The 26417-nt window shown below is 71.3% G+C and carries 28 protein-coding genes; 12 read left to right on the top strand and 16 right to left on the bottom strand.

Features of this window, described 5'->3' with window-relative positions; all coding sequences use genetic code 11:
• Positions 1-12: 12 nt before the first annotated feature.
• Positions 13-1314, bottom strand: a complete 1302-nt coding sequence (locus ACTOQ1_RS16460) for an FG-GAP-like repeat-containing protein (RefSeq protein WP_440068006.1) — start codon at positions 1312-1314, stop codon at positions 13-15.
• 76 nt (positions 1315-1390) lie between these two features.
• On the bottom strand, positions 1391-2146 hold the full coding sequence (locus ACTOQ1_RS16465) for a class I SAM-dependent methyltransferase (RefSeq protein WP_440068007.1): 756 nt from the start codon (positions 2144-2146) through the stop codon (positions 1391-1393).
• A 108-nt stretch (positions 2147-2254) separates the two neighbouring features.
• Here ACTOQ1_RS16465 and ACTOQ1_RS16470 point away from each other — a divergent pair, with 108 nt between their 5' ends.
• Entirely contained in the window at positions 2255-2788 is a 534-nt protein-coding gene (locus ACTOQ1_RS16470; protein ID WP_440068009.1) for a CGNR zinc finger domain-containing protein, read from the top strand.
• Positions 2789-2877: 89 nt separating this feature from the next.
• Here the strand turns inward: ACTOQ1_RS16470 and ACTOQ1_RS16475 are convergent, their stop codons facing one another.
• Entirely contained in the window at positions 2878-3048 is a 171-nt protein-coding gene (locus ACTOQ1_RS16475) for a DUF6891 domain-containing protein (RefSeq protein ID WP_440068145.1), read from the bottom strand.
• 237 nt (positions 3049-3285) lie between these two features.
• Here ACTOQ1_RS16475 and ACTOQ1_RS16480 point away from each other — a divergent pair, with 237 nt between their 5' ends.
• Positions 3286-4110: a CU044_5270 family protein gene (locus ACTOQ1_RS16480; protein WP_440068011.1), complete on the top strand. Its 825-nt coding sequence runs from the start codon at positions 3286-3288 to the stop codon at positions 4108-4110.
• A 76-nt stretch (positions 4111-4186) separates the two neighbouring features.
• Here the strand turns inward: ACTOQ1_RS16480 and ACTOQ1_RS16485 are convergent, their stop codons facing one another.
• From ACTOQ1_RS16485 to ACTOQ1_RS16505, 5 genes are all read right to left on the bottom strand, one after another.
• Positions 4187-5092 carry an alpha/beta fold hydrolase gene (locus tag ACTOQ1_RS16485; protein WP_440068013.1) on the bottom strand — a complete coding sequence of 302 codons (906 nt, stop codon included), beginning with the start codon at positions 5090-5092 and terminating at the stop codon, positions 4187-4189.
• A gap of 124 nt (positions 5093-5216) precedes the next feature.
• Positions 5217-6179, bottom strand: coding sequence for an RNA polymerase sigma factor (locus ACTOQ1_RS16490; protein ID WP_440068014.1), 963 nt, complete (start codon positions 6177-6179; stop codon positions 5217-5219).
• A 264-nt stretch (positions 6180-6443) separates the two neighbouring features.
• Positions 6444-7430, bottom strand: coding sequence for an NAD(P)-dependent alcohol dehydrogenase (locus ACTOQ1_RS16495; protein WP_440068016.1), 987 nt, complete (start codon positions 7428-7430; stop codon positions 6444-6446).
• A 256-nt stretch (positions 7431-7686) separates the two neighbouring features.
• Positions 7687-8343 carry a response regulator gene (locus ACTOQ1_RS16500; RefSeq protein WP_440068018.1) on the bottom strand — a complete coding sequence of 219 codons (657 nt, stop codon included), beginning with the start codon at positions 8341-8343 and terminating at the stop codon, positions 7687-7689.
• Complete coding sequence (locus ACTOQ1_RS16505) at positions 8340-9479, bottom strand: sensor histidine kinase (RefSeq protein WP_440068020.1); 1140 nt, start codon at positions 9477-9479, stop codon at positions 8340-8342. Before ACTOQ1_RS16505 ends, ACTOQ1_RS16500 begins: the two co-directional genes overlap by 4 nt.
• Positions 9480-9568: 89 nt before the next feature.
• On the opposite strand from ACTOQ1_RS16505, the gene ACTOQ1_RS16510 reads away from it, so the two are divergent.
• Positions 9569-9715, top strand: a complete 147-nt coding sequence (locus ACTOQ1_RS16510) for a hypothetical protein (protein WP_440068021.1) — start codon at positions 9569-9571, stop codon at positions 9713-9715.
• A 22-nt stretch (positions 9716-9737) separates the two neighbouring features.
• On the opposite strand, the gene ACTOQ1_RS16515 is transcribed toward ACTOQ1_RS16510, so the two are convergent.
• Positions 9738-11126: an MFS transporter gene (locus tag ACTOQ1_RS16515; protein WP_440068023.1), complete on the bottom strand. Its 1389-nt coding sequence runs from the start codon at positions 11124-11126 to the stop codon at positions 9738-9740.
• 195 nt (positions 11127-11321) lie between these two features.
• Complete coding sequence (locus ACTOQ1_RS16520) at positions 11322-12266, bottom strand: SDR family NAD(P)-dependent oxidoreductase (protein WP_440068025.1); 945 nt, start codon at positions 12264-12266, stop codon at positions 11322-11324.
• Positions 12267-12449: 183 nt separating this feature from the next.
• Between ACTOQ1_RS16520 and ACTOQ1_RS16525 the strand changes: the two genes are divergently transcribed.
• Positions 12450-13031, top strand: a complete 582-nt coding sequence (locus ACTOQ1_RS16525; RefSeq protein WP_440068027.1) for a TetR/AcrR family transcriptional regulator — start codon at positions 12450-12452, stop codon at positions 13029-13031.
• 111 nt (positions 13032-13142) lie between these two features.
• On the opposite strand, the gene ACTOQ1_RS16530 is transcribed toward ACTOQ1_RS16525, so the two are convergent.
• The gene (locus ACTOQ1_RS16530) at positions 13143-15704 is read right to left on the bottom strand and encodes a discoidin domain-containing protein (protein WP_440068029.1); all 2562 of its coding nucleotides are present in this window, start codon (positions 15702-15704) and stop codon (positions 13143-13145) included.
• A gap of 244 nt (positions 15705-15948) precedes the next feature.
• On the bottom strand, positions 15949-16512 hold the full coding sequence (locus ACTOQ1_RS16535) for an ArsR/SmtB family transcription factor (protein ID WP_440068031.1): 564 nt from the start codon (positions 16510-16512) through the stop codon (positions 15949-15951).
• 78 nt (positions 16513-16590) lie between these two features.
• Between ACTOQ1_RS16535 and ACTOQ1_RS16540 the strand changes: the two genes are divergently transcribed.
• Positions 16591-18108 carry an alpha/beta hydrolase family protein gene (locus tag ACTOQ1_RS16540; RefSeq protein WP_440068033.1) on the top strand — a complete coding sequence of 506 codons (1518 nt, stop codon included), beginning with the start codon at positions 16591-16593 and terminating at the stop codon, positions 18106-18108.
• Between the two features lie 234 nt (positions 18109-18342).
• Positions 18343-19299: a hypothetical protein gene (locus ACTOQ1_RS16545; RefSeq protein ID WP_440068034.1), complete on the top strand. Its 957-nt coding sequence runs from the start codon at positions 18343-18345 to the stop codon at positions 19297-19299.
• 267 nt (positions 19300-19566) lie between these two features.
• Here ACTOQ1_RS16545 and ACTOQ1_RS16550 read toward each other — a convergent pair whose 3' ends face one another.
• The gene (locus ACTOQ1_RS16550; RefSeq protein ID WP_362690354.1) at positions 19567-19884 is read right to left on the bottom strand and encodes a hypothetical protein; all 318 of its coding nucleotides are present in this window, start codon (positions 19882-19884) and stop codon (positions 19567-19569) included.
• 229 nt (positions 19885-20113) lie between these two features.
• Here ACTOQ1_RS16550 and ACTOQ1_RS16555 point away from each other — a divergent pair, with 229 nt between their 5' ends.
• From ACTOQ1_RS16555 to ACTOQ1_RS16565, 3 genes are read left to right on the top strand one after another with little or no spacing between them, the layout of a single operon-like run.
• On the top strand, positions 20114-20536 hold the full coding sequence (locus ACTOQ1_RS16555) for an STAS domain-containing protein (RefSeq protein ID WP_440068036.1): 423 nt from the start codon (positions 20114-20116) through the stop codon (positions 20534-20536).
• Positions 20537-20568: 32 nt separating this feature from the next.
• Entirely contained in the window at positions 20569-20691 is a 123-nt protein-coding gene (locus tag ACTOQ1_RS16560) for a hypothetical protein (protein WP_440068038.1), read from the top strand.
• Between the two features lie 52 nt (positions 20692-20743).
• The gene (locus ACTOQ1_RS16565) at positions 20744-21235 is read left to right on the top strand and encodes a GNAT family N-acetyltransferase (RefSeq protein WP_440068040.1); all 492 of its coding nucleotides are present in this window, start codon (positions 20744-20746) and stop codon (positions 21233-21235) included.
• 12 nt (positions 21236-21247) lie between these two features.
• Here the strand turns inward: ACTOQ1_RS16565 and ACTOQ1_RS16570 are convergent, their stop codons facing one another.
• A complete protein-coding gene (locus tag ACTOQ1_RS16570) occupies positions 21248-21652 on the bottom strand; it encodes a DUF742 domain-containing protein (protein WP_440068041.1) in 405 nt (134 codons plus the stop codon).
• Positions 21649-23664: a sensor histidine kinase gene (locus tag ACTOQ1_RS16575; RefSeq protein WP_440068042.1), complete on the bottom strand. Its 2016-nt coding sequence runs from the start codon at positions 23662-23664 to the stop codon at positions 21649-21651. Before ACTOQ1_RS16575 ends, ACTOQ1_RS16570 begins: the two co-directional genes overlap by 4 nt.
• Positions 23665-23905: 241 nt before the next feature.
• Between ACTOQ1_RS16575 and ACTOQ1_RS16580 the strand changes: the two genes are divergently transcribed.
• A complete protein-coding gene (locus tag ACTOQ1_RS16580; protein ID WP_440068043.1) occupies positions 23906-24247 on the top strand; it encodes an SWIM zinc finger family protein in 342 nt (113 codons plus the stop codon).
• On the opposite strand, the gene ACTOQ1_RS16585 is transcribed toward ACTOQ1_RS16580, so the two are convergent.
• Positions 24157-24525, bottom strand: a complete 369-nt coding sequence (locus tag ACTOQ1_RS16585) for a barstar family protein (protein ID WP_440068045.1) — start codon at positions 24523-24525, stop codon at positions 24157-24159. The two genes, ACTOQ1_RS16580 and ACTOQ1_RS16585, sit on opposite strands and share 91 nt — an antisense overlap.
• 256 nt (positions 24526-24781) lie before the next feature.
• Between ACTOQ1_RS16585 and ACTOQ1_RS16590 the strand changes: the two genes are divergently transcribed.
• Positions 24782-25747 carry a DMT family transporter gene (locus tag ACTOQ1_RS16590; RefSeq protein ID WP_440068047.1) on the top strand — a complete coding sequence of 322 codons (966 nt, stop codon included), beginning with the start codon at positions 24782-24784 and terminating at the stop codon, positions 25745-25747.
• A complete protein-coding gene (locus tag ACTOQ1_RS16595) occupies positions 25744-26367 on the top strand; it encodes a GntR family transcriptional regulator (RefSeq protein ID WP_440068048.1) in 624 nt (207 codons plus the stop codon). The genes ACTOQ1_RS16590 and ACTOQ1_RS16595 overlap by 4 nt, the downstream gene beginning before the upstream one ends.
• Positions 26368-26417 lie beyond the last annotated feature (50 nt).

Genomic DNA, 26417 nt, shown 5'->3' on the forward strand with positions numbered 1-26417 from the left:
CGCAGGCTCCGGTCAGCGCGCGATCAGCCGGCCTTCCAGGGGAAGAACGGTGGTCCTGGCGACCCGGCCGTTCTTGATCCAGAGGATTCGGGTGGAGCCTCCGTCGGTGGTGGCGAGTTCCGGGACGGTGTCGCCGTCCACGTCGAGCAGCGCCACGTTGGCCCCGCCCTTCCCGACCCAGTCCGGCCGGCGCGGCCCGGTGGCGGAGCCGTACAGGACGGCGACCTCGCCCCGGCCGCGAGCTCCCGCGACGAGGTCGGTGTAGCCGTCCTTGTCGACGTCGCCGGCGGCGAGCGAGCCGGCGTGGTCGTTGGCCGGGTCGCTCGTCCCGGTGATGCCGGGCAGGGCCAGCGTCTTCAGCCGGCGCCTGTCGACGCCCGCGGGACCGCCTCGCAGGACGAGAAGCCTGCCGGTGCCGATTCCGACGATCACGTCGGCGTGCTTGCCGCCGTGGAAACGGCCGACCCGGACCGACCAGCCGAACGGCTCGCGCGTGCACCTGGCGGTGTTCGCCCTGTTGTCGGCACCGTCGGGACCACCCGCGCACGCCTGCGCGTCCATGACGCGGCCGTCCACGTTTCCGCTGGTCACCATGGTGTCTCCGGCGGTCGTCACGCCTTTGGCCGACCCCTTGAACACGTGGACGGCCCCGCCGATGTCGTATCCCGGCCGTCCGGACGGCGCGGTGACCACCAGGTCGTCGTATCCGTCTCCGGTCACGTCTCCGGCCGCCAGCGCGGCGCCGAAGAGGCGGCTGTGCTGGCTGAAGCCGACCACTCCCGGCGTGTTCTCGCTGAGGCGCAGTGCCCCGGAGGAGGTGAGACCGCGGCGGGAGCCGTACAGGACGACGGCGGCGCCGCCGTGCGTCGCCGCGCCGTCCAGCGTGGTCTCCGGCGCCCCTACGGCGAGGTCGGTGTAGCCGTCCCGGTTGAGGTCGGAGGTGGTCAGCGCGTTGCCGAAGCCGTGGCCGGTGCCGAGCCGGGGGACGCCGCCCTGGCCGGGGGTGAATCGGCCGGTCCGGCCGACATAGCCGTCCGCGCGCCGGCCGTACAGGACGGTGACCGTGCCGCCGGCGCCGACCGCCACGTCCGCGAGGCCGTCACCGTCGAAGTCGCCCGTCGACAGCGCGGTCGCGCGCTGGCCCCGGACCGCCGCTCTGCCCTTCAGCGGCTGGATCGTGAGCGGACCGGCGCCGCCCACCACCAGGTCGGCCCCGCCGTCCCCGTTGACGTCCCCGCGGACGGAACGGGGAGGAAGCGCGGCTCCGGTGGCGAGCACGGTTGCCAGCACGATGACCGCTATGCGAGGGGACATGCAGGGATGGTACGGGAAGGTCTCGTCCATGGGCAGTGGCGGCGGGCCGCGGGCCGCGGGGGTGCCGGTGGCCGGATCAGGCGCGGACAGCGCAGAGAAGACGGTTGTTGCCCCGCTGCCAGAGGGTGCCGACCTCGGCGAATCCGGCATCGCGGAGGGCGTCGACGTGTTCGGAGAGCAGGGAGGACTCCGAGCCGTGATGGTCGGCGCCCGCGGTGGTGCGTGCGGTGCGGAGCTCGGCGAAGGCGGGATCCGCGGCGACCGCCTCCCACCACTGGCGCCAGTCCTCGGGGTGGCCGCCGGCGAACGTGCGCCGGGTCTCCCGGTCGTGCACGGTGCGTTCGATTTGGGCGATGGCCGGAGTGGCGTCGTCGGTCTCCATGTGGTCGCCGTTGAGCAGGAGGCCACCCGGACGCAGCACGGTCGCCAGCTCGGCGTACATCTTCCGGAGGTCCGGTCCGGAGATCCAGTGCAGCGCGGTGGTGCTCACCGCGACGTCGGCCGGTCCGTCCAGGCCCAGGGACTCGGTCCATCCGGGGGTGCGCAGATCGAGGGAGACGAAGGTGAGGTGCGGGTAGGCGGCCCGGCCGAGGCCGAGCAGCAGGGGGTCCGCGTCGACCGAGATCACTGTCGCCCTGGGCAGCCGTTCCAGGAGGCGGGCGGACAGCGAACCCGGTCCGCAGCCGAGGTCGATGACCAGCGGGTCGGGGCGGCCCGTCGCCTCGACGGCGTCGATCAGCGCGGTGAAGCGCTCCTCGCGGTCGGGCAGGTAGCCCTCCTGCTGACGGTCCCAGCGTGCGATCCACTCGAGTGCGGCATCGTGGGTGAGCACCATAGTCTCCTTGTAACTGTCGTATAGCCTTATGGCAGTTACAAGCTAGAACGCGAGGATGTAACTGGTCAAGTGGACTTCAACAGTCACGCTGATGCGATCGTTCGGGTGGCGGTGGGGTTGGTCAACGAGCTGACCCCGGGAGAGAGGCGAGGCCGCGACTTCCCGCCGCCACGAGATCTCGTCGCCGCCGCCACGGAGGGCCTGCGCACCGGCCACCCGGACCACCGGGAGGTCACCGAGACGGAGGCCGGTGAGCTCGTCGAGATCGCGGCGCGGCTGCGCGTGGTCTTCGACGCCGTCACGAGGGGAGACGTCGACGCCGCCGCCCTGCGGGTCAACGATCTCCTTGAGGAGACCCGGGCCCGGCCGATGCTCGAACGCCACGACGGGGAGCCGTGGCACCTGCACTTCCACGGCCCGGGTGGCACCATGGCGGGCGACTGGGCGGCGAGCTGTGCCACCGGTCTCGCGATCGTGCTGGGGAGCGAGTATCACGACCGTCTCGGCGTGTGCACGGCGCCGCACTGCGACCGGGTCTACGTGGACGTCTCCCGCAACGGCACCCGCCGGTTCTGCGGCACCACCTGCCAGAACCGCGTCAAGACGGCGGCCTTCCGCGCCAGGGGCAAGGTCTCGTGAGGGGCGTGTCCTCCCGGCGGACGCGCCGGGAGGCGCCCGAACCGGTCCACCGTCACCACCGGTGGCACGGGGTGCGGTCGGGTTCGTGCTCAGCCGATGAGGCGTTCGCGCCAGTCGAGGGGGACGACGGTGACGGCCTGCCGGGGATCGCCGTTCCACTCCACCGGAAGGCCGGTCGCCCGGGGCGCGGCCACGATCTCTCGCCCGATGGACGCCGTCGTGTCCGGCGAGCAGTCGTCGCCTTTTGTGATCGTCGTCAGATGGTGCGGCGATGTTCCGGGCGGAGCAGGACGAGGGCCGCGGCGGGGAGCCCGGCGACGCGTTCACCGTCCAGGAACCACCGCAACACCGGCACCGCCTGCGCGAAGGCGTCCAGTGCGCTCTGCCCCTACCGGCGATCGGGAAAGCGGATCGGCCCATCGGGTGATACCCCATGACCGACATTCGCTCCCGAGAGGCTCTCGATGACAGCCACGCCGGTCGAACGACCGCCAGACTTGTCCGGCCCCTCGATCCTGCTGGCCGCCGCGGCCAAGGCCGAGACCGCTCCCGAGGGCGCTTACTGGCACGTCAAGCGGCTGAACACGACCCGGTGGGCCAGGCCGTACGGCAAGGAGGGCGACACCTACCAGCTGGAGAGTTCCACCATCACCGAGAACTGGATCTCTGCGGAGGGCCGGGCCTGGACCGGCTACAGGAAGCTGGCCACGCGCCCCCTCGACCTGGAGGCGTGGCGCCGCGACGGCTCGCCGACCGAATGGAAGGCGGAGCGCGGTGACTCCTCCACCTCGCCGGGCGAGGGGAAGATGGAGTACGGCGCCTTCTCCACCTCGCCAGGCGAAGGGCACCTGGGCTCGTACAAGGACAAGCTGAGGTTCCGGTTCGGCGGCGAGCAGCTGACTCTGGAAGAGATCGGAGCGCTGCCCGCCGACCCCGAGGCTCTGAGGAACCGGACGCTGGAGGCCATCCGTGCCGGGGCCGAGCGCTCCGCGGACGACTACCTGCCGATGGCGTTGGCGTCACTGCTGTACGAGCTGCCCGCCTCTCCGGAGGTGCGGGGCGCCGCGTACCGGGCGCTGGCGGCGCTGCCCTTCGTGCGGGTGGAGGGCCACACCAGGGACCCGCGAGGCAGGCCGGGCGTCGCGATCGCGTTCCCCGGCCTGTACGACCGGTCCACCCCGAACAGGCTGATCATCGATCCGGAGACCTCGATGGTGCTGGCCTTCCTGAACGCCGGCGTGCCGGGCAGGAACAACGGCACCGAGGTGGTGCTGGAGGCCGGCTGGACCGACTCCGAGCCGGTGGCGCCCTCGGCCGAGTAGGGGATGCCCGTGCCGGGCCACGGATGCGGGGCACGGTGGCCGGGCACGCTCGCGGCGTGACAGGCCCGCGGGCCTGTCATGCCGCGGTGGACGCGGTGGACGCGGCGAAGGCGGCGATCGCCCGGGCGAACTCCTCGGGCTCCTCGAGGTGGCCGAAGTGGCCGCTGTTCTCCAGGATGAGCAGTTCGGAGCCGGGGATCAGCTTGTCGAGTTCGTGTGCCCAGCGCACCCCGCAGATGACGTCGTACCGGCCGACGATCACCAGGGCCGGCGTGGTGATCGCCCCCAGCAGCTCCCGGTCGTCGATGACGTCGGGGGCCAGGTGCTCGTCGAGGCCCGAGATGTGTGATCCGCTCACCGTGGCCCGCAGGGGCGCGAACTCCTCCGCGCGTCCCCAGTAGTCGGCGAAGTAGGCCGGGATCAGCCCGCGGATCGTGGCGGTGAACTCCTCGTCGTTCGAGATGGCGGGGATCGACCGGAAGGCGTCGAGGACCTTCTGGAGCTCGGGGTTGCCCGCGTTCCTCCGGGTGAACTCCTCCAGGTTGCGCATGGCCTCGGCGAAGTGCTCGGCCCCGGTGACCGGTGCGCTGTCGTACAGGACGATCCCGGCGAGCCGGCCGGCGTGGCGCAGGGCGTAGTGCTGCACCACGAAACCGCCGTGCGAGTGGCCGAGGAGGTACACCTTCGGAAGCGCGAGGTGGTCGATCAGGTCGTCGAGGGCCTCCGCGTAGCGGTCTCGCGTGTAACCGTGGGGGTGCGTCTCGAGGCGGCCCGATCCGCCCGTGCCGATCGGCTCCACGTACACCATGGTCAGGTGCCGTTCCACCGCCGGCATCCTCATGTACTCCCAGAGCACTCCGGGGCCACCGGAGTGTGCCAGGCACACCGGTCCGGTGCCGTGGACGTGGTAGCGCTGGACGATGCCGTTCAGGTCGACGGTGTGGGTGCCGGGCGACAGCGGGTTCGTGCCGAGGGCGTTCATGGGATCTCCGGTCTTGTGGTGTCGTCACTGACACCGGCAGGACGCGGGGGCGGCGGGTAAGTTCGATCCGGCCCCTGTGATCGTGGTCACAGTCGCGGCCGCGGGCGGAGCCGCCGTTCCGTGCTCAGGCCGTTCCGGAGGGCCGCGGATCGTGAAGGGCTGGTCCGGAGGGCCGCGGATGATAGAGCCGCAGCTGGTGGACACGCCCCTTGTCGAGGGACATGAGCCAGGTCACGGCTGGCGGGCAGTGTTCCGGGTTCTCCACCGGATTGGCGATGTCCATCTCCCAGATGGTGATGTCACGGCTGGCGACCACGTGGGCGAGGTGCTGGCGGACCCCGGCCTCCAGATCGCCCTCCATTCCCCTGAGCAGGAATTCGCGCCCGATCGTCGGGCGCTCCCCGACGAGCAGCGCGACCTCCGGCGACCACCGTTCGGCCAGGACCTCGGCGAACCTTCCCCGCGCGGCCGCCTCCAGGGTCTCCAGGGCCTCCCGCCGGCTCGCCGCGGCCAGCTCGGCGGCGTCGCCGTGCGCCGAGTCCGCGGTCGCCCGCAGGGCCTCGGCCAGCTTGGCCCTCCCCTGGCTGAGCCGGCTGCGAACCGTGCCCACCGGTACCGCGCAGGCCGCCGCTATCTCCTGGTAGGACGTGACGCGACTGCTGAAGTGCCGCAGCATGACGGCCGTCCGGACGGGCGGGGGCAGCTCCTCGATCGCCCGCCAGACCCAGTCGCGCAGCGCGTGCCGCTCCAGTGCCTGCTCGGGGGTCGCGTCCGGGGAAGGCAGCACGAGCTCGTCGAGGAACCGGGTGTCATGGGCGGCCCGGAGACGCGTCCGGCACGCGTTGCGGACGATCATCCGCAGCCACGGCCCCACCGCGGCGGGGTCCCGGACGTCGCCGATCCGCCGGAGCGCGACCAGCGCCGCGTCCTGTACGGCGTCGTCCGCGTCCGGCCCGTGCCCCAGCAGGCTCAGCGCCACCGCGCGCATGCCCGCCTGGTGGCGCTCCAGCAGCAGCCCCAGCGCCGCGACGTCCCCGGACTGGGCGCCGAGGGTGAGTTCCGGGTCCGAGATCCCGCTGGGCGTCATGCCGGTCCACCTCTTGCTCCGGCCGTCTCCACGGTCCGGCCGATGCCGCTCGCGACCGTGATCCCGCAGGTGACGACGGTCGTATCCATGATCGTTGATCGTCCGCGCTCGGTCCCGCACGGGCGCCCAGCATACTTCGGGGTGCCGGATGCGCCGGCGACGGCGAGCTCCGCCGGGTGGGCCGCCACCCCGCGAACCGCGGAGGCGGGCCGCCTGCGGGCCGCGCCTCAAGATGGTCGTCGTACGCGCGGCGGGTCCGTCGTCTCAGAGTTTGATGACGACCTTTCCCGGCACGTGCCCCTTCTCCTGGTATTCGACGGCCGCCCGGATCTCCTCGAACGGGTAGACCCGATCGATGACCGGGGTGACCTTCCCGGCCTCGATGAGCCCGGTCAGCGTCACCAGGTTCCTCTTGTTCTCCGGGCAATGGACCACGTCCGTCCTGGCCGTCCGCTGGGACACGAACGGCGCGGTCGCGAGGGCCGAGAACATGTGACCGACGGGTCGCAGCCATCGGCCACCCGGTCCGCCGATGATGACGTAGGCCCCTTTGGGAGTCAGCGTCCGGCGGCAGGCCGACACCGGGCGGCCCCCCGCGACGTCCAGCAGGAGGTCGTAGCGCCGCTCGGCCCGGGTGAAGTCCTCCTTGGTGTAGTCGATGACCTTGTCGGCGCCGATCGACCGGACCATGCCCACGTTCCCCGTGCCGCAGACGCCGGTGACCTCCGCGCCGAACGCGCGGGCGATCTGCACGGCGAACGTCCCCACCCCTCCCGAGGCGCCGTTGACGAGGACCCGCTGCCCCGGCTGGATCCGTCCGTCGTCGCGCAGGCCCAGCAGGGCGGTGCACGCCGCCATCGGTACCGCCGCCGCCTGCTCGTACGAGAGGTTCTCCGGTTTCGGCGCCAGCTTGTCCTCCCGGACGCACACGTACTCGGCGAAGCCGCCCTCCTCGAGCAGCGCGAACACCTCGTCGCCGGGGCGGAACGCCGTCACGTTCGCGCCGACCGCCTCGACCTGCCCGGCCATGTCGGCGCCCAGGATGCCGAGCTTCGGGGCGCGAAACCCCAGGGCGCCGGGCATCAGGCGCGCGACGTACGGCTCGCCTCTCATGTTGTGCCAGTCGTAGGGGTTGACGGAGGTGGCGCGTACCCGGACGAGCACCTCGCCGTCGCCGGGAACGGGGGTGTCGATCTCCGTCAGATCGAGGACGTCGGGGGAGCCGTACGAGCGCAGGACGAACGCTTTCAACGCATTCTCCTCATCCATCGCGGGTGGGTACGGGTCTGCCGGGGCGCCATGCCCACGGACCGGTGCCGGGGGATCGGAGGCGTCGCCGACCAGGTGGCGCCGAGGATGTCCCGGGCCATGAGAATCACGGTAGAAGACCCCCGCGAGGGACTCATCAGCCGAAAGTACGCCCGATCGATGGACGATCGGCGGGCTCCGGGCGGGCCGTTCCGCCGATGGAGCGCCACCGTCCGAGCCGTTCCCCCCGCCGCCCGGATCAGCCCCGAAGGCGCCTGGTCTCGTAGGCCCACATCGCGATCTCGACGCGGTTGCGGGCACCGAGCTTGGCCATCAGGCTCGCGATGTGGGACTTGACGGTGCTGAGGGAGATGTGGAACTCGTCGGCGATCTCGACGTTGGTCCGCCCTCGTGCCACGGTGACGAGGATCTGCTCCTCCCGGTCCGTGAGCGCCTCGACGGGGTGCAGCGAGGGTGAGGTGGGCCCGGTGTCGGCGAAGGCGCCGAGCAGCCGCGCGGTGACGCTCGGGGCGATGAGCGCGTCACCGACGGCGGCGGCGTGGACGGCCTGGGAGAGCATGACGGTGCCGGCGTCCTTGAGCAGGAAACCCCTGGCGCCGGCCCTCAGCGCGGCGTAGACGTATTCGTCGAGGTCGAACGTGGTGATGACGACGACGGCGAGGGGGTCGTCGACGTCCGGCCCGGCGAGGAGGCGGGTGGCCTGGATGCCGTCGAGGCCGGGCATGCGGATGTCGAACAGGCACACGTCGGGGCGCAGGCGCCGCGCGAGCTCGACGGCTCGCCGCCCGTCGGCGGCCTCGCCGACGACCTCGATGTCCGGCTGGGCGTCAAGGATCATCGCGAGCCCGGTACGGACGATCTCCTGGTCGTCGGCGACGAGCACCCGGATGCTCACGCCGTCGCTCCGGCCCGGGGCAGTACGGCGGTGACGGTCCAGCCCCGCTCGGGGTTCGGGCCGGCCTCGCAGGTGCCGCCGAGCAGCTCGGCGCGTTCGATCATGCCGATGAGCCCGTATCCCGGCGGCGCGGGCGGGCGTACGGAACCGGTGTCGCCGTCGTCGCACACGCGCAGGCGCACCGACGTGTCGTCGGCGGTGACGCGGACCTCGACGCGGGTGGCGTGGCGGGCGTGCCGCCGGGCGTTGGTGACCGACTCCTGGGCGAGGCGGTAGATCGCGGCCTCGACCGAAGGGGGGAGGTCGCCGAGGTCGTCCGGGATCTCCACGTCGACGGACGGGCCGGACGCGCCCCGGCCCGCGAGCTGCCGGAGGTCGGTGACACGCCGGCCGGGTGCCAGCTCCGCGGGTTGGGTCCGGCGCAGGACGCGGACCATGGCGCGCATCTCGGCGAGGGCGCGCGACGCCTCGGCCTCGATCACGTGAAGCGCCTCGGTCGCGGCGTTCGGTCGCGACGCCGAGGTGGCGATGCCGGCCTGGGCGCGGATCGCCATCGCCGAGACGTGGTGGGCGACGATGTCGTGCAGGTCGCGCGCCAGCTGCTCGCGTTCGAGCATCTTGACCTGGTCGAGCTCGCGCATCCTCGCCCGCGCCCGGTACCGGAGCGCTCCGCCCAGGGCGACGGCGGAGAACATGACGGCGAACGTGGCGACCACGTCGGCGGGGGTGGGGCGGTCGAAGACGATCGAGAGGTAGACCGCGACGAGCATGATCGCCAGCCCGATCACCGCCTCGCGCCCGGACCCCCACCGGAACAGCGAGTACACCACGAGCAGCAGGTAGGCCATCGTGTACGTCTCCGCGGAGTCGCCGCCCGTCAGCAGCGGGGCCAGGCTCGTGACGCCGAAGACGATCATGATCACCGGCAGCGGCCTGGTCCGGCGCCACAACAACGTGGGGATCAGCCCGACGGTGACCGCCACCGCGACGGCCCGCCACGGAAGGTCCGGCCGCAGCACCCCTTCGAGCAGCGCGATCGGCACGAGCACCCCTACGAGCACCCAGTCCCGCCACACCCGCGGCGGCGGGTCGGGGGGGCGGGGCTCGTCCCACACGGAGCGAACAAGGGGGAGCACCTCCTCATGGTACGAGAGCAGGTACCACTTCGGATCGGCCCAAAGTACGAGAGGCGCGTTCGACCGGCGGTCCGTGGCGGCAGGAGTCGGTGACGTCGATCCTCGTCTCCGCCAAGAACCCGACGGTGATCGCCTTCACGTTCGTCTGGATGGCCGGGGTGGCCCGCCGGATGATCCTTTCCGGCGGGCCGAGAGAGGCCGCCGGTTCTCCCGCGGGCCCCGGCGCCGGCGGCTGACGGCGGGTGGGCGTCCGGCCCGTCACCTCATGACGTTCTGGTGGTCGTGCGCCTCTCTCTGGAGCGGGATGCCGCCGAGCACGCCACTCTCCACCGGCGTCTCCTCGACGGCCGGCGTCCGCCTCCGGTGGCGGCTGAGGCGCGGGACCGCGGCGACGAACAGCGCGCCCAGCAGGGCGGGCAGGACGAACCCGTAGAAGTTCCATTCGAACCCGAGTCCGGAGCCCAGCAGCCAGCCGCCCAGGAGCGGGCCGGCGATCGCGCCGGCCCTGCCCACGCCGAGCGTCCAGCCGAGGGCGGAGCCCCTGCCCGAGGCCGGGTAGAAGACCGCCACGTAGCCGTTGACCAGGATCTGGGTGCCCACGCTGCCCAGCCCCGCGACGGCGACGCAGAGCATCAGCAGGCCGGTGCCCAGGTCGAGGCTCATCAGGTAGATGGACACGGTGGCGGCCAGGAAGGAGCAGACCGTGATGGCCTTGGCCCCGATCCTGTCGGCGAGGGCCGACATCACGAGGGTGCCGGCGATCGCCCCGACGTTCAGGACGAGCAGGAACCGCAGCGAGGGACCGAGGGGATAGCCTGCCTCGCGCATGATCTGCGGCAGCCAGGTGTTGAGCCCGTAGACCAGCAGCAGGCCGCAGAAGCTGGCCGCTCCGAAGAGAAGGGTGGCGGCGAGGTAGCCCCGCCGGAACGGCAGCGTGAAACCCTTCCCCGCGCGCGGTCCGGCGGGCTCGTCGCGACCGTCGCCGAGGTCCAGCCCGTAGCGGGCGGCCACGGCCTCGGCCTCGGCCCGGCGTCCCCGCGCCAGCAGATGGCTCGCCGACTCGGGAAGCAGCCAGATCGCGAGCGGCAGGATCAGCACGATGGGCGCGGCTCCGACCAGGAACATCACCCGCCAGCCGTGCTCGGCGAGAAGCGCCATGGCCACCAGCGCGGTCAGGCAGCCGCCCACCGGATAACCGCAGAACATGAGCGCGTTGTAGAGGTTGCGCCGGTTCCTCGGGGCGTATTCGACGGTCAGTGCGATCGTCGTCGGTACGACACCTCCGAGGCCGAGACCCGCGACGAAGCGGAACAGGCCGAGGGTCTCGGGTGACGACGCCGTGGCGCACAGCACCATGGCCACGGAGAACCACGCGATGCTGACAAGGATGATCTTTCGTCGCCCGACGACATCGGTGATCATGCCCGCCACGACCGCGCCGATCAGCATCCCGATCAGGGCGTAGCTGCCGATGGCCCCCGCCTGCGCCGGGGTGAGACCCCACTCCTGGTCGCCGAGCAGGCTGGGAACCACCGACCCGTAGACGATCAGGTCGTAGCCGTCGAAGACGATCGTGAAGAAGCAGATGGCGACGACGGCGAGCCCGCTCCTGGGGCGCGCGGGCGACGAACGGTCGGTCGTGTGCATTGTTCACTCCGAAACGTGAGGCTCGGATATAAGCGTTGTGGCGAAATTACAACGCGTGCACGACGACGGTCCAATAAAACATAATGCTGAAAACGATAAGTGAATTCTAATGGCTGCTTTTCTTATTCTGCCGGTACGGGAAATCGTGGCCGGCTGTCATTGGTGCATGGATGTGTCGTGACGGTCAAGCGCTGATCACGGGGTGAGCGTCTCGACGGACACCTGCCAGAGACGGGCGGCCGCCTCGGGGTCGAGGGCGTACGCGGCGACTCCGCTGCGGGTGCCCGGCTGGTTCGGGCCCGCCTCGTCGCAGTCCTCGAAGTAGCGCCCGCCGACGCCTTCGAGCAGCGGCGACGTCGCGACCAGCACGGACGTGGCGGCACCCTGCTCGGGCGTCTTCCACGTGATGCCCGAGCCGGCGGCCGCCGCGATCGCCCGGTCGAGCTCCTCCTGGGAGACGTGCCGCTGCAGGTTGGTCCGGATGCCGCCGGGCATGAGCGCGTTGACGGTGATGCCGTCGCTCGCCCAGCGCTTCGTCGCCTCGACCGCGAACAGCACGTTGGCCGTCTTGGACTGCCCGTACGCCAGCCACGGCTCGTACGCGCGCTCCCTGAAGTGGATGTCCTCGAAGACGATCGGCGAGCGCAGGTGCGCGCTCGAACTGACCGACACGACGCGGGCGCCGCCGGCCGCCGCGAGGGCCCGGTGCAGCCCGGTGGCGAGCGCGAAGTGGCCGAGGTGGTTGGTGGCGAACTGCAGCTCCCAGCCCTCCGGCGTGTGCGCCTCGGGTGACGCCATGACGGCGGCGTTGTTGACGAGGATGTGCAGCGGGCCGTCCCAGGCGGCCGTGAATGCCGCCACGGACGCCTGGTCGGCGAGGTCCAGCGGTGCGACGAGGACCTGCTTGTTGCCGGTGGTCGCGGTGATGTCGTCCGCGGTGCGCTCTCCGGCGCCGAGGTCGCGTACCGCCAGCGTCACCTCCGCGCCCGCCCCGGCGAGCGCCCGCGCGGTCTCGATGCCGATCCCGGACGCTCCGCCGGTCACGACGGCGCGGCGGCCGGTGAGGTCGATGCCCTCCACGACCTCGGCGGCGGTGGACGCGGCGGTGAACGGTGTGGTGATACGGGTGGTCTCAGTCATGATCATGCCTGTCCTGTCGGCGACGTGCCCGGCTGTGCGAAGGGGAGGCCCGGCCGGTACGATGTGAAACGGAGGATCCTCCACTACGAGTCACTGTAAGCGGAGTTTCCTCCGCTTAGCAAGTCGCCCCCCGGCGTCCAGCGCGCCGCCTACCCCGTCCGCAGGGACTGACGAGGAGAAACCGTGTCGGCCACCGGCCCCCGACCGTTGCGCGCCGACGCGCGGCGCAACCGCGAACGACTGCTGGAGGTCGCGGTGCGTGCGTTCTCCCACGACGGGCCGGACGTGACGTTCGACGCGATCGCGAAGGCCGCGGGCGTCGGCATCGGCACCCTCTACCGCCATTTCCCCACCCGCGAGGCGCTCATCGAGGAGGCGTACCGCAGCGAGCTGAACAGGCTGTGCGACGTCGTGCCGGGCCTGCTGGAGACCATGCCGCCGGACGAGGCGACGCGCACCTGGATGGATCACTTCGTCGACTACATGACGACCAAGCGCGGCATGGCCGACGCGTTGCGCGCGGTCATCGCGTCCGGGGGGGACCCGTACGCGCAGAGTCGTGACCGGCTGGTCGAGGCGATGACGACGCTGCTGCGGGCTGGTGCCGCCGCCGGGACCGTGCGGTCGGACGTCGATCCGGTCGACGTGCTCACGAGCATCGGCGGCGTGTCCTTCGCCGCGGGGGAGCCCGCGCGGCGCGACCAGGCCCGCCGCCTGCTCGACCTGCTGATGGACGGCCTGCGCTACCGCGCCACCGCCCCTTGAGAACGGCGAGGTCGTGGGCCTCCGCGGCGGCGGAGACCCACGGCGTGGGGTAGAACGCCTGATCAGCGGGGAGAGCGCTGTGACCACCGCTGATCAGGCGGGCTCAGGACCTCAGGGGTAGGAGACGAGCTTGGACGGGATCGTCGCGGTGCCGAAGGCGGGACCGCCCACACCGTTGATCACGTGGTTGATCCGGCCGTTGCCGCCGAGGGAGACGGTGAGCAGGTTGTGGAACTTCACGCCCGGCTTCACCGGAGTCTCGAACGCGTTCTCCACCTCGATCGTCGGGTCGACGTTGAAGTAGACGTAGCTGCCGAGTCCCCAGCCCTCGTGGGTGTCGACCGCGGGGCCGACCTTGTAGGCCGCCCACCCCTTGGTGGTGCCGTTCATGTAGGCCGCCTGGTTCGGCGGGTCGTACGCCTTCTCGTTCTGGAAGAAGATCGTCCGGCCGCGCTCGCCGTACCACTCGACGTCGTACTTGCGGTAGTGCTCGACGAACAGGCCGGTGGCCAGGACGTCGTCGCCGTTGACGATGAGGCCGGTCTCGGCGGTGTTGACGTTCCAGCCGATGCCCTCGCCGTGGTCACCGCGCCACAGCCAGGTGTGGTCGATGATCACGTCGTCGCTGTTGACGACGACGCTGGTGGTGGCGTTGCCGGCGAAGGCGCCGCCGATGCGGACGAAGACGTCCTGCAGGCTGGTCGGGTTGGCGGCGTGGTCCGCGCTCGACCCCTGCGGGCCGACCTCGATGAGCACGTCGGACTTCTGCGTGCCCGCGTCGACCAGGAAGCCGGCGAGCCTCACGCCGTCCACGTCGGCCACCTTGACCGCGGTGGAGCCGCCGCCCGGGATGATCGTCGCGAGACCGAGGCCGAGGACCACGGTGTTCGCGCGGGTCACGTTGATCGGCTGGTCGAGGTGGTAGATGCCGGGGGTGAGCAGCAGGTGCAGGCCCTGGCCGAGCGCGGCGTTGATGGTCGCGGCCGAGTCGCCGGGCTTGGCGACGAAGAACTGGCCGAGCGGGAGCGAGGTGCCGGGGGTGGAACCGTTCGCCCAGCTCACGCCGCGCGCGTTGGTCCGCTTGGCCGGGACGAACACCCGGTAGGCGCCGCCGCCGTCCACGTAGAGGTACGGCTTCTCGCGGCTGATCGGGGTGTTCTCCAGCGTGGTGTAGGACTGGTCGAGGAAGTTGGTCGCGGGAGCGCCCTGCACCCCGGAGAAGACCATGTTCCACACGCCGTTGACCCAGCCGCCGACGGAGCTGTCACGGGTGTACCACTGCTGCTGCGAGTACGGGCCGACGGCACCGTCGATCTTGCTGTCGGCGATGTAGCCGCCGCTGGCCCAGCCGTAGCCGGTGGGGGCCAGGTTCAGCGCGCCCTTGATGTGCATGCGGCGGAACGGCGCGGCCTGGGAGACGGCCCACTGGTTGGTGCCGCCGGGCGGCTGGACCGACAGGTTCTCCGTCGAGCGCCAGAAGTTCTGGGTCGCGTTGCCGTTGAACCAGCCCGCGTCGACGGTCACGCCGTTGAGGGTGACGTCGTCGGGGTTCTGGCCCAGACCGATGATCGAGGTGTAGAAGCCGACCTTGGCGTTCACGTTGTAGGTGCCCGGCTTGAACAGGAAGGCGTGGCGCCCGGTGCCGAACTGGGCCGACTCCTGCTGGGTGAAGACCGCGTCGAGCTGGCTCTGGATGGTGGCGCTGGACATCGACGGGTCGAAGACGTGGACGTTCGGGCCCAGCGGCCCGCCGCCGGGGATCTCGGGGCCGGGGCCGTCAGACGTGGTGTACACCGCGAACTCCCACAGCGAGTAGCCGTAGCCGGTGCCCCGCGCGCTGCCCAGCATCCGGACGTACCTGGCGGAGCCGGTCACGTCATGCGACTGGACACCGCCGGTGGCGCCGGTGACGGTCTTCAGGTCGGTCCAGGTGGTGCCGTTGGTCGATCCCTGGAGCTTGAAGGCGCTCGCGTACGCGGCCTCCCACCTCAGGTCGATCTTGCAGAGGTTCTGCGCCGAACCGAGGTCCACCTGGACCCACTGCGGGTCGCTGGCCGCGCTGGACCAGCGGGTCCCGTTGTTGCCGTCGAAGGCGGCGCTCGCGGGGGTCCCGGCGCCCTGGACCGAGGAGGCGCTGTAGGTCTTGTTCAGCGCGGCGTTGGTGGTCCCGCACGGCTCGCCGGGGCCGGGGCCGCCGTCGGGGCCGAAGACCTGGAACTCCCAGAGGGAGTAGCCGTAGCCGGTGGCCCGCGTGACCCCCTGCATCCGGACGTACCGGCCGGTGCCGGTGACGTCCCAGGTGTCGATCCCGCCGTCACCGCCGGTGACGGTCTTCAGGTCCGTCCACGCGGTTCCGTCCGTGGAGACCTGGATCTTGTATCCGCTGGCGTACGCGGCCTCCCAGTTCAGCACGACCTTGTTGATGCTGGTCGAGGCGCCGAGGTCCACCTGGAGCCATTGGGCGTCGGTGGCGGCGCTGGACCAGCGGGTGCCGGTGTTGCCGTCGACCGCGGCGGCCGGGGCGGTGCCGGCGTTCTCGGTCGACGAGGCCGTCGCGGTCTTGCCCTGCGACAGCAACGTGTCGGCGAAGGCGGGGGTCGACGGGACTGCGAGTAAAGCTGCCGCGACTGCCGTGGCAGTCCATAAGGCGGCAGGACGGAACAGACCTCTCATGCATGTCTCCACTGCGGATCCGGGGGGTGGAAGGTCTAACTGCAGGTGAAGGGCGACTTACGGGGAACGGTAAATCAACGCCTTATTTCTACACTTAATTTAACTTGTCGGAAACATGGCGTCAATGGGTCAAAAGTCATGGATGGCCGTTTTGTGGGAGGGTCCGCGATCCCGCCGGCCGCGGGCCCGCGCTCGGGCCGGGAACGGCCCGGGCCCCTGTGCGGCAGGGCCCGGGCGGGCGCCGTCAGTCCTCGTCGGCGGGCATGGCGAAGAGCCGGATGTGCATGGGGCGCGCACCGGGGGACGCGTCCTCGGGCAGGGGGCTGTACTTCATCAGCAGCGCGACATAGGCCTCGAAGAACTCCTTGAACTCGGCCTTGGTCATCCGGCCCAGGCCGCGCGATCCGGTGGCCCACTCGGGATCGCGCAGGTAGGCCTCGGGGAACCGTTCGATCAGCTCGCGGTCCTCCTCCATGCCGACCCGGTGGAACTCGGCGAGCGCCGGGCGGTCTTCGGGGGCGAGCTGTTCGGGCCTGGGAAGCCGCAGGTCACGCGGTCCTCTGGCCTTGCGCCACCAGCGCTCCCTGCCGGTCGAGCGCTCGGGGACCTCCTCGATGAAGCCGTACTTCTCCAGCTGGCGCAGGTGGTAGCTCGTCGTGCCGGTCTTCGCGCCGAGCAGCTCGCCGAGCGTGGTGGAGGTCGCGGGACCGTGCACGTTGAGATGGCGCAGCATGAGCCGCCGCATGGGGTGGGCGAGCGCCTTGAGCTTCCCGGGGTCGTCGAGCAGGAACGGCTCGTCATCCTTCATGAGGAGCAGCCTAGTCCTGCAGAACGATATCTGCAGACAAAGCTTTGCCGAGAACTCTCTGCAGAGTAGCTTCGGTACATGAGAAGAATCCCCCCGGTCTCCTCGGGACTCCGGGCGATGGTCGCCACCACCGCCCTCTGCCTGCTCGCGGTTCCGGCGACCGCCGCCGCCACGTCCGCGGCTCCCGCCACCGCCCCGGCCCTTGCCACCCCGGCCGCGGCTTTCACCACCACGGCCCCGGCGAGCGCCGCACTCCCCGGCGTCCCGCCCGACCTCGCGGCGACGGAGGTGGGTTTCCGCGGTGGCGGGGACCTCCCCATGCGCGGCACGGTCGTCTCGCCCACCGGCGCGGGATCCACGCGTCCCGGCATGGTCCTGGTGCACGGCGCGGGCACCGGCACGCCCCGCGAGAAACTGATGGGCGAGGCCGTCGCGTTCGCCCGTCAGGGAATGTCCGTGCTGATCTACGACAAGCGGTCGGTGGGCTACTCGCTCTTCGAACGGTCCTACTCGTTGCTCGCCGCCGACGCGCTCGCCGCCCTGGCCGTGCTCCGCTCCCAGCCGGGCGTCGACCCGGCGAAGGTCGGCATGTGGGGGCTCAGCGAGGGCGGCTGGGTGGTCCCCATCGCGGCGGCGCGGTCGAGCGACATCGCCTTCGTCGTGCTCGTGGGCGCCAACGGGCTGCCGCCGCTGCGGCAGCAGACCTGGGCCGTGGCGGCCGGGCTGCGCAAGGCGGGGGTCTCGGGATCGCTGATCGACCGGGCCGAGTTCAACCTGTACCGGACGATCGCCGACGGCGGCATGTTCCCCGAGCCGTACTACGACCCCGAGCCGACGATCGCCGCGGTACGCCAGCCGGTGCTCGGCATCTGGGGCACCCACGACCTGCTGACCCCGCCCGAGGAGAGCCCGCCGATCTTCGCCAGGGCGCTGGAGAAGGGGGGCAACAAGCACTACACGTTCCGCTTCTTCCCCGGTGCGGACCATGCCGCCCACCGGAGTCCCGACGGCGGCGTCACCCGGTCGCCCGAACTCGCCCCCGGCTACGCGGACCTCGTCGGCTCCTGGGTCGGCGACGTCACGGCGGGCAGGCCGCCGGCGGCGGGAACGTCCGGGCCCGCTCCCGTGCAGGCCTCGCGGACCGTGCCGGTGGATCCTCCCGCCCCGTGGGAGTCGGCGCCGGTCCAGCTCTCGGTCCTGCTGCTGATCCTGGTCGCCTTCACCGCCTACCCGGTGATCGCGCTGGTGCGGCGCCTTCGCGGCCGGTCGCGACCTCCGGTGACCCGGGCCGCGCGGCTGCTCGGCGCCACGGGGCTCGCGGCGGTCCTCGGATCGTTCCTCTACCTGTTCTACCTGGTGATGACCGGCGGCAAGCTGGCCGCTCCCGGGCCCGTGCTGGCGGGGCGCCCGGTGCTCTGGCTGGTGCTGCAGGCCTGCGCGGTGGTCTGCGTGGTCGCGGCGGTCCTCACCGGGCTGGCCTGGCGTCGCGCCCGAGCCTCGGTGCCGCGGGAGGAGGGGGTACGGCTCGGCCTCCTGCTCGCCGGTGGGGCGATGTTCGTTCCGTGGGCCCTCTACTGGGGGTTGTTGCTTCCTTGACGCGAGGCCCGTCGTGGCGCCCGGCAGGTCACACCCGCGAAGGTGACCGTACGCCGGGCGCCGTTCGCGGGTGCCCGGCCGGGCGCCTTCCCGCGATGAAAGGCGTGCCGTCGGGACGGTCTCGTTCGCCTGAAATCAACGGAGGGAAGTGATATAAGTGCTGATAAATTATTTATCTACAGCAATTCTGACATACGGGACATTTGTGGTGGTATGAGAGTTTTTATATTGTCCGTGGCGGCCGTTGGCACCCTGATCGCCGTCATCGGCTGGCTGGGGGCCATCGACGTCCGGGACACCTTCTCCGCCTCGGCCGTGAGCTCCGCCACAGGTCCCACCGCGAGCGCGGACAGGGAGGCGATCAGAGGCTTCCTGGAGGAGGGCAAGGGGGCGAGCGGCGCTTCCGCGCTGGTGAACGGCGGGGTGAACGCCGCTCCCGCGACGCCGGCCAAGCGGGTGGTCAAGACCTCCGTGACGAGGGTCGGCGGCAAGTCCTACCTCAGGGTGCAGGTGACGAACGGATACGGAACCGCCAAGCGGTTCTCCGTGAAACAACGTGTCTGCGTGAAGCAGAAGTGCCGGACGGTGACGACCGGCCTGTCGGTGAGTGCCGGGCGGACGGCCTGGCACGAAACGTATCTCGGCACCGACACCTACAAGAAGAGCGGCAGCTCCTCCGTCTCCGTGACGACACCGCCGGCGCGGACGACCCCCGCACCCCGGGTGACCGTCACCGTGCGGCCCACCACCCCGGCCGTGACCACCACGATCACGGTGACCGAGACCGTGACCACCACCGTGACCACCACCGCGACCGCGACAGTGACGGCCACCGCGACGGCGACCGTCACCGCGACGGTCACCGCCACGCCCGTGCCGCCGGCACTCACGCCGACCCCCTCACCGCCCCTCCCGCCGTCCATCTCACCGACACCCTCCGTGACCTCGACCGGACCGCTCTGCGGCGCGCCTCCCAACCCCTACGGATTCACGTTCTGTCCCGCGGGGACCAAGGTGTACCCGCCCGCGGACGGCGCCTGCCAGGTTTTCACCTGCATCGAGAACTTCCCCAACGGGCGGGGCTACCTGGTCATGTGCGTCGACGGCGAGGTGAGCATGTCGGGCGGGCTCCAGGGCGTCTGCTCCTCTCATGGCGGGTGGCTGCGGGACGTGAACCGGAACGCCGCGTAGCCGGGACGGCCGATCTTCGCGGCCCCGGCCCCGGCGCCGGTGGTCCGCGCGGCACCTCGCCCCGCCGTGCCTTCCGCGAACATCTCCTCGGACGTTCCCGCGAACGTTCCCCGGACCTTCCCCACGACTGTTCCCACGCGGGCGGAAGGCGCGGTCACCCTCACCGCGACCGCGCCTTCCGCCCGCACGGGGGCTACACGGGGCTACGGGGGCTACGGGGGCTACGGAGATACGTCCCGTCCCCGTTTCCCGGTGTGCTCGCCGGATTCAGTCGTGCTTGTTCCGTCTGGCGGGAGTTCGTTGGTCCGCCTCGTCGGCCAGTTGATCCTCGACGATGGCGCACCAGCGGTGCCATCGCGCCAGATCCAGATGCTCGTCCACATCGCCCACACCCGCCTCGGCCATGAGCTGGTGGCTGCTCGCCGCCGCCTCGTGGGCGTTGACCAGCGCGTGGTGGCCGTGATTGGCGAGTGATTCGCTGACCGCCAGATTCACGGCTATCTCTCCCATGGTCTTGGGCCGTCCCGAAAGTTCGTCGCCGAACCCCTTCACGGTGAAGTCGCGGCTCTCCGAATCGTCGCTCATAGCTGCTGAGTGCCCCGCAGGTTCTAGATCTATCTGTGACTTCCGATCCGATGTGGACGATTTCCCGACGTGGGAGCCTTCCCCGCGGGGGAGCCGCGAGCCGGATCCGGGGCGGTCCCCATGTCCAGGGCGCGATTCGCTTACGGGCGTGTTGCGGTTGGTCGGAGAGCGCCTTCTCACCAAGATCTTTAAAATAGCCTCGGTGCAACCGGCGTAAGGATTGTGGAGGATGACGACGCGGCTTGATCTCTCGGTCCGCAGGTACGAAGGCGCCTCGGTGATCGCGCTCGCCGGTGAGTTGGACAAGCTGTCCAGCCCTCGGCTGCGCGACCTCATGGTCACGCAGCTGGACGACGGGGCGCGCCACCTCGTCCTCGATGTCGCCCGCCTGAGATTCTGCGATTCCACCGGCCTGTGGACCATGCTGGAACTCCAGCGGCGCGCGGGCGCGGCGGGGGGCTGCCTGCGGCTGGCCGGTGTCCACGGGGTCCTGGAACGGATCCTGACGATCACCGGCCTCGCGGGCGCGTTCTCCCTCGACCCCGATGTCCCCGCGTCGCTGCGGGCCGTGGCCGCCTCCGCTCCGGACGCGAAGCCTCCGGCGGTGTCCCCGTCCGCCCCGGACACGTCGCCTCCCGCCGACCCGGGTTGAGGCGAGGTCTCTCCTTTCCGTCCGCCGTCGCGGTGGAACCGCCCTTCGCGAAGGCCCTGGACATGATCGCCTCGGGGGAGATCGCCGACGCGAAGACCATCATGCTGCTGCAGTGGGCGGCGCTGTCCGGTCCGTTCTCCGGCCGGGGAGGGTGAGCGGTCCGGCGGCGCACTTCACGGGCCGGTCGCCGGGCGTTACCCTGCACGGATGACGGAAGTGGAGTTGCGCGGATGGCGGCCCGACGACACGTCGGTCGTGCTCGACGCGTTCAGCTCCCCGGACATGGCGGAGCAGGCGGCCCGGCCCATCGACACCGCCCAGGCGGCGCTGGAGTGGATGGGGGTCTGGGGGTTCCGCGACGACGCGCGGGCGTTCGCCGTGGTGTCCAACGGCGAGGTCGTGGGCAACGTCGCGGTGAGCAACATCGACGCGCACGGCACCGGCTGGGTCTCCTACTGGACGCTCCCGCGCGCCAGGGGGCGGGGCGTGGCCGTGGCCGCCGTCAGGATGATGGCCGAGTGGGCGTTCGGGGAACGAGGGCTGTTCCGTCTGGAGCTGGGGCACCGGGTCGGCAACGAGGCCTCCTGCGCGGTGGCCACCAGGGCCGGATTCCTGCCCGAGGGAATCGAGCGGGCCAAGCTGAGCCACCAGGGCGTCCGCTACGACGTGGAGCGGCACGCCCGCCTGGCCACCGACTGAGTGGCAGGGGGATCAGAGGGTTCTGAGACCGGCGAGCAGATCGCGGAGCAGGCTCTCGCGGGGAACCGCCGACGGGGGCGCGGGGGGCCGTACGGTGATCAGGCCGCTGCCGCGCAGGTCGCCGAGGAGCACCCGGAGCACCCCGACCGCCAGGCCGGTCCGCGCGGCCAGCTCGACGACCGGGATCGGCGCGCGGCAGGCGTCCAGGATCGACAGGTGTTCGGGCTGCAGCTCCCGGCGGGGGGTCCTGACCGTCACCACCACGGCCATCAGGTCGAAATGCTCTCCCGCGGGCCTGGTCCGGCCGCGGGTCACCGTGTAGGGGCGGACGATCGGGCCCGCCTCCTGATCGAGCCGGTCGGGCCGGTCGAGCCGGTCGGGCCGGTCGGGCCGGTCGAGCGAACGCTCCGCTGTCACGGTCCACCCTCCTGCCAGGCGCGCCGCCGTCCGTCGCGGAGCGTCCCGGACCCGCCGCTCGGGACGGCACCCTCGCCTGTCCCGCCCCCGCGGGTCTCCCGGGTCCCCGTGCCCGGGACTCCGGCGGCGGTCCGCTCGGCGGGTACGGTCTGGCGCACCCGTTTGGGCAGGCCCCCGTCCGGGGGCACCCGTTCGACCTCGACCGAGTAGGTGAACCGGGGATCGACCGGTTCGACCACCAGCTCGCCCGGGAGCATCACGATCGCCGTGGTGCCGCCGAAGGGGGAGGGCCGCAGGGAGACGCGGATGCCGTGCCGGGCGGCGAGCCGCGCGACGACGAACAGGCCGAGCCGGTCGCTGTCGGCCAGGTCGAACTCCGGCGGGTCGGCCAGCAGCGCGTTGAGCCGCGCCGTCTCCTCGGCGGAGATGCCGAGCCCCCTGTCCTCGACCTCGATGGCGTAGCCCTTGGCGACCAGGTCGCCGTGGACGCGTACGGAGGTGTGCGGGGGAGAGAACATGGCGGCGTTCTCGACCAGTTCGGCGACCAGGTGGATCACGTCGGTGGCGACCGCGCCGATCACGGACGGGCCGTGCGGGACGCCGATCGTCACGCGCGGGTAGTCCTCGACCTCCTCGACCGCGGCGCGGACCACGTCGTAGATCGTGACCGGGTTCCGCCACCCCCGGCCGGGAGCGGCGCCGGACAGGATGATCAGGCCCTCGGAGTGCCGGCGCATCCGGGTGGTCAGGTGGTCCAGGCCGAAGAGGTCCTCAAGGGTCGCCGGGTCGCTGGCCCGCCTCTGCATGGCCTCCAGCATGGCCAGCTGCCGGTACAGCAGGGACTGGCTGCGCCTGGCCAGGTTCACGAAGACCTCGTTGACGCCCTTGCGCATCCGGGCCTGGCCGACGGCCGCCTCGACCGCGGTCCGCTGCACGGAGGAGAACGCCTCGGCGACCCCGGTGACCTCGACGGTGCTGCCGACCTTGATCTCGGGGGCCTCCGAGCAGACGTCCTCGCCCCGGCGGAGCCGCCGGACCACGTCCGGCAGCCGCCTGTCCGCGAGGTCGAGGGCCGCCTGCTGGAGGCCGACCAGCTCGCCGGCGAGCCTGCGGCCGAACCGTACCGAGACGAAGACGGACAGCCCGATCGCGACCAGGCCGAGCCCCGCCGCCAGGCCGATCCGGACCATGATGTCGCCGGCGAGGGACATGGACCGCTCGCTGATGCGCCTGCTGACGTCCCCGGCGCGCTTGTCGAAGTCGTCGGAGAGCCGCGTGGCGATCCCGGCCCAGGAGGGCTCGGGGACGGCCGAGGCGGAGACGGCGTCCTCGATCCTCTCGAACGAGGAGTAGCCGGAGGAGTCGCGCAGAGGGGTGTAAAGGGACTGGAACTCGGCGTCGAGCTGGTCGAAGCCCAGGGAGTACAGGAGCCTGCGGCCGGTGACCAGCTGGCCGAACCTCGCGCGCTCCGCGGGGCTCATCGCCCCCTCGACGACGGCTCCGGACATCAGCGCGGCCTGCTGGCTGAGCATCTCGCGGCTGCGCCCGACCATGACGACGGCTCGCGTCTGATCGCTCAGTTCGACGTCGGCGGATATCCGGATCTTCTCGTAGGCGTCGAAGGCGGCCGCGATGATCCCGCTGTAGGCGTCGAGGGTCCGCAGCCGGGTCTCGGTACGGGTGTCGACCCCGCTGCGGATCTCGGTGAGCCGGTCCAGCGAGGCGAGGAGCCGGCTCAGGCGTCCCCAGGTGGCGGGGGTGATGTCGGGGCGGGCCGCGGTGGTCAGCCGTTCCAGCTCGGCTCTGGCGCCGTTCGTCCGCAGGCGCTGGGCGTCCAGTTCCCTCCGCGAGACGCCGACGTCTCCCAGGACGGACAGCGACAGCATCCGCTCGTGCTGGAGCGCCGTGGTCACCTTCCTGGTGGGCACGACCACCTGCTCGTAACCGCCACGGATCTTGAGTAACTCCTGCCCATCTTGGACCGTGATGTTGGCCGCAAATACCCAAATCACTACAAGGGATATAATAGGTACCAGGAGTAAGGTAAAAATCTTTACCCTGATTGAGTATTTTCGGCTGGCCATAATACCTCGCACACCTTGAGATGCGTGGTTAACAATGGCCAAACATAGCAATGTGGGTCACGTGGGACCAGACGTGCACGTGAGCCATATTGAGACTATTTATCGCGATCTGTCCGTTCGGAACCGTCGGCTCCTCGCGTGCGTCTCTTAGAGAGAAGGGGGGTCGACGATGCAGAAGATCGCGGACCTGATCGGAACCGAGGCCGAGCGCGCCGACCAGGCGGCGCTGGTCCGTGGCGGCGAGCTGGCGAGGGCGGGGGCGGTGCAGCTGGTCCGGTTCGGCCCGCCGCGGGTGACCGCCGAGGTCGACGACGGCGCCGCGTGTGTCGAGTTCCGGCTCGTCGACGGAACCCTCCACTGGCACTGCAGCTGTCCCGAGGGCAGGAACGGCGTCTTCTGCGCCCACTGCGTGGCGACGGCTCAGTCGGTCAGGATCAGGACGGACAGGAAGGACCCTCCGGTCGCGCCGTCGGCGACCGCCTCGGCGAGAACGGTGCGGATCGCGTCGTAGGCCGGCCGGTCCCCGGCCCGGAGCGTCGACGGCTCCGACCAGATCAGCAGGTGCTCGCCCGGCGGCAACCACGACAGGTCGGTCAGCACGTCGTAGAGCGCGTCGAGGTTGTGCCCGAAACGGTCGGGCAGGTCGAGGGCCTCGGCGATCGCGTCCATCGCCTCGGCCGAAGTGGTGATCTTCACCCCGTCCAGCCGGTGCGGCGTGGCAGATCCGATCATGGACTCGACCTCGCGGGCCGCCCCCTCGCGAAACGTTCCCCTGGAAACCGTGGTCATCCTCGCCTCCGGCCGCCGGCGATGGGCACGCCACGGGCGCCCATGCGGTCGTTCTCGCGGGCGACACCCTGGATCACCATCGGCCGTGCCCCCTGACCTGCTGGTTCGCGCTGCCTCTCGGACATCTCACCTCGCCGAACTACCCGCGCGCCCACCTGCGAAAACGAGATGCCGGGCGTGTCTTCGTCGCTCTGTCCCGGCCGGGCACTCCTTATGTCATTGTCTAGTTGTCATACAATCTGCCTACAATCGACCCATGAAAATCGCTGTGATCGGAGCCGCCGTGCTCTGGGGGACCGCGGGAACCGCGGGCCTGCTCGTCAGCGGGGTCGATCCCGTCTCCCTGGCCTCCGCCCGCCTGGTGATCGGCGGACTGGTCCTCGCGGTCGTCACCGCTCCCGCGGCGCGGTTCCTGCTCCTGCCCGGAGGCTCCCCCACGGGCTCCCCCGGGGGCTCCCTCACGGGCTCTCCCGGAGGACCGGAACGGGAGCGGGGGCGCGGCCTCGGGACGCGCCTGGGCCCGCTCGCGGTGGCGGCGGTGGCCGTGGCCGCGTACCAGCTGTGCTACTTCGCCGCGGTCGGCAGGACCGGGGTGGCCGTCGGCACCGTGGTCGCCATCGGCAGCGGTCCCGTCTTCACCGGGCTGCTGTCCTGGCTGTTCGACCGCGCGTGGCCCGGCCGCCGCTGGGCGGGGGCGACCGCGGTGGCGATCGCCGGCTGTGCCGTGCTCACCGGCGGGGGAGGCGAGGTGCGGGCCGACGGTGTCCTGCTCGCGCTGCTCGGCGGCCTGCTGTACGCGTTCTACGCGGTCACAGCGGCGCGGGCGATCGGCGCGGGGGCGCCCTCCGACGCGGTGATGGGGCTGATGTTCGGCGGGGCCGCCGTCGTCATGGCGCCCGTCCTGCTGTGGACGGGCACCGGCTGGCTGGCCGAGCCGCGCGGCCTGCTCACCGCCCTCTACCTGGGCTGCGCCACCACCGCGCTGGCCTACTTCCTGTACGGCAGAGGGCTGCGCACGACCCCGGTCGCGACCGCCGCCACCCTCGCGCTGGCCGAGCCCGCGGTGGCGGCCCTGCTCGGCGTCGTCGTGCTCGGCGAGCGGCTCGCGCCCGCCTCGGTCACCGGGCTCGTCCTGCTCGGTGCCAGCCTGGTCGCGGTCTCCCTGCCCGAGCGCGTCCATCAGGGAAGCCGGGACCGGAGGGCAATAAAGTCGTCGGCGTGACCCTCCCGCTTCATCCCGTCTCCGCCGTCGGCGCGCTCGCCGACGCCCTGCGCCGGCGGGTGCTGTCCGGCGAGATCCCGCCGGGCACCACGCTGCCGGAGCAGGAGCTCTCGACCCTGTACGGGGTGGCTCGCCCCACCGTCCGCGAGGCGCTCGCCGTGCTCGTGCACGAGGGGTTGCTCAGGCGCGAGCGCCACCGCAGCGCCCAGGTGGCCGAGGTGACCGCGGCCGACCTGGACGACCTGATGTTCGTCCGGCGCCCGCTGGAGGAACTGACGGCCACCTCGCTGGCGGGGCGGCGGGTCGGGGAGGCCGACGCGGCGCTGGCGCGGATGGCCGCGCTGCCCGCCGACGCCCCCTGGTCGGAGATGGTGGCCGAGCACATGGCCCTGCACCAGGCGCTGGTCGTCGCGGTGGGCAGCCCCCGCCTGGAGCGGCTCTACGGCATGCTGGCCGCCGAGACCAGGCTCGGCCTGGTCAGGCTGCGCGCGGTCTACTCCGACCGGCACGTGCTGGTCGCCGAGCACCGGGACCTGCTCGACGCGATCGGCCGGGGCCCCGGGGAGGCCGCCAGGGAGGCGGTCGCCGCGCACCTCGATCACAGCTGGGGCGATCATTAGGCACCGACTTGCATGGCTCTATTGCACGCGGAGCCCTGAAGTCGTCACAA

Origin of the sequence: Streptosporangium sp. OZ121 (assembly GCF_051918885.1) — a bacterium.
Taxonomy (GTDB): Bacteria; Actinomycetota; Actinomycetes; order Streptosporangiales; family Streptosporangiaceae; genus Streptosporangium.

What these genes read in the sequence shown, in the direction of transcription:
- ACTOQ1_RS16585 (WP_440068045.1), bottom strand. Translation starts at nt 24,525, where the DNA reads ATGACCACGGTTTCCAGGGGAACGTTTCGCGAGGGGGCGGCCCGCGAG.
- ACTOQ1_RS16530 (WP_440068029.1), bottom strand. Translation starts at nt 15,704, where the DNA reads ATGAGAGGTCTGTTCCGTCCTGCCGCCTTATGGACTGCCACGGCAGTC.
- ACTOQ1_RS16580 (WP_440068043.1), top strand. Translation starts at nt 23,906, where the DNA reads ATGCAGAAGATCGCGGACCTGATCGGAACCGAGGCCGAGCGCGCCGAC.
- ACTOQ1_RS16555 (WP_440068036.1), top strand. Translation starts at nt 20,114, where the DNA reads ATGACGACGCGGCTTGATCTCTCGGTCCGCAGGTACGAAGGCGCCTCG.
- ACTOQ1_RS16535 (WP_440068031.1), bottom strand. Translation starts at nt 16,512, where the DNA reads ATGAAGGATGACGAGCCGTTCCTGCTCGACGACCCCGGGAAGCTCAAG.
- ACTOQ1_RS16515 (WP_440068023.1), bottom strand. Translation starts at nt 11,126, where the DNA reads ATGCACACGACCGACCGTTCGTCGCCCGCGCGCCCCAGGAGCGGGCTC.
- ACTOQ1_RS16485 (WP_440068013.1), bottom strand. Translation starts at nt 5,092, where the DNA reads ATGAACGCCCTCGGCACGAACCCGCTGTCGCCCGGCACCCACACCGTC.
- ACTOQ1_RS16540 (WP_440068033.1), top strand. Translation starts at nt 16,591, where the DNA reads ATGAGAAGAATCCCCCCGGTCTCCTCGGGACTCCGGGCGATGGTCGCC.
- ACTOQ1_RS16550 (WP_362690354.1), bottom strand. Translation starts at nt 19,884, where the DNA reads ATGAGCGACGATTCGGAGAGCCGCGACTTCACCGTGAAGGGGTTCGGC.
- ACTOQ1_RS16460 (WP_440068006.1), bottom strand. Translation starts at nt 1,314, where the DNA reads ATGTCCCCTCGCATAGCGGTCATCGTGCTGGCAACCGTGCTCGCCACC.
- ACTOQ1_RS16590 (WP_440068047.1), top strand. Translation starts at nt 24,782, where the DNA reads ATGAAAATCGCTGTGATCGGAGCCGCCGTGCTCTGGGGGACCGCGGGA.
- ACTOQ1_RS16490 (WP_440068014.1), bottom strand. Translation starts at nt 6,179, where the DNA reads ATGACGCCCAGCGGGATCTCGGACCCGGAACTCACCCTCGGCGCCCAG.
- ACTOQ1_RS16565 (WP_440068040.1), top strand. Translation starts at nt 20,744, where the DNA reads ATGACGGAAGTGGAGTTGCGCGGATGGCGGCCCGACGACACGTCGGTC.
- ACTOQ1_RS16520 (WP_440068025.1), bottom strand. Translation starts at nt 12,266, where the DNA reads ATGACTGAGACCACCCGTATCACCACACCGTTCACCGCCGCGTCCACC.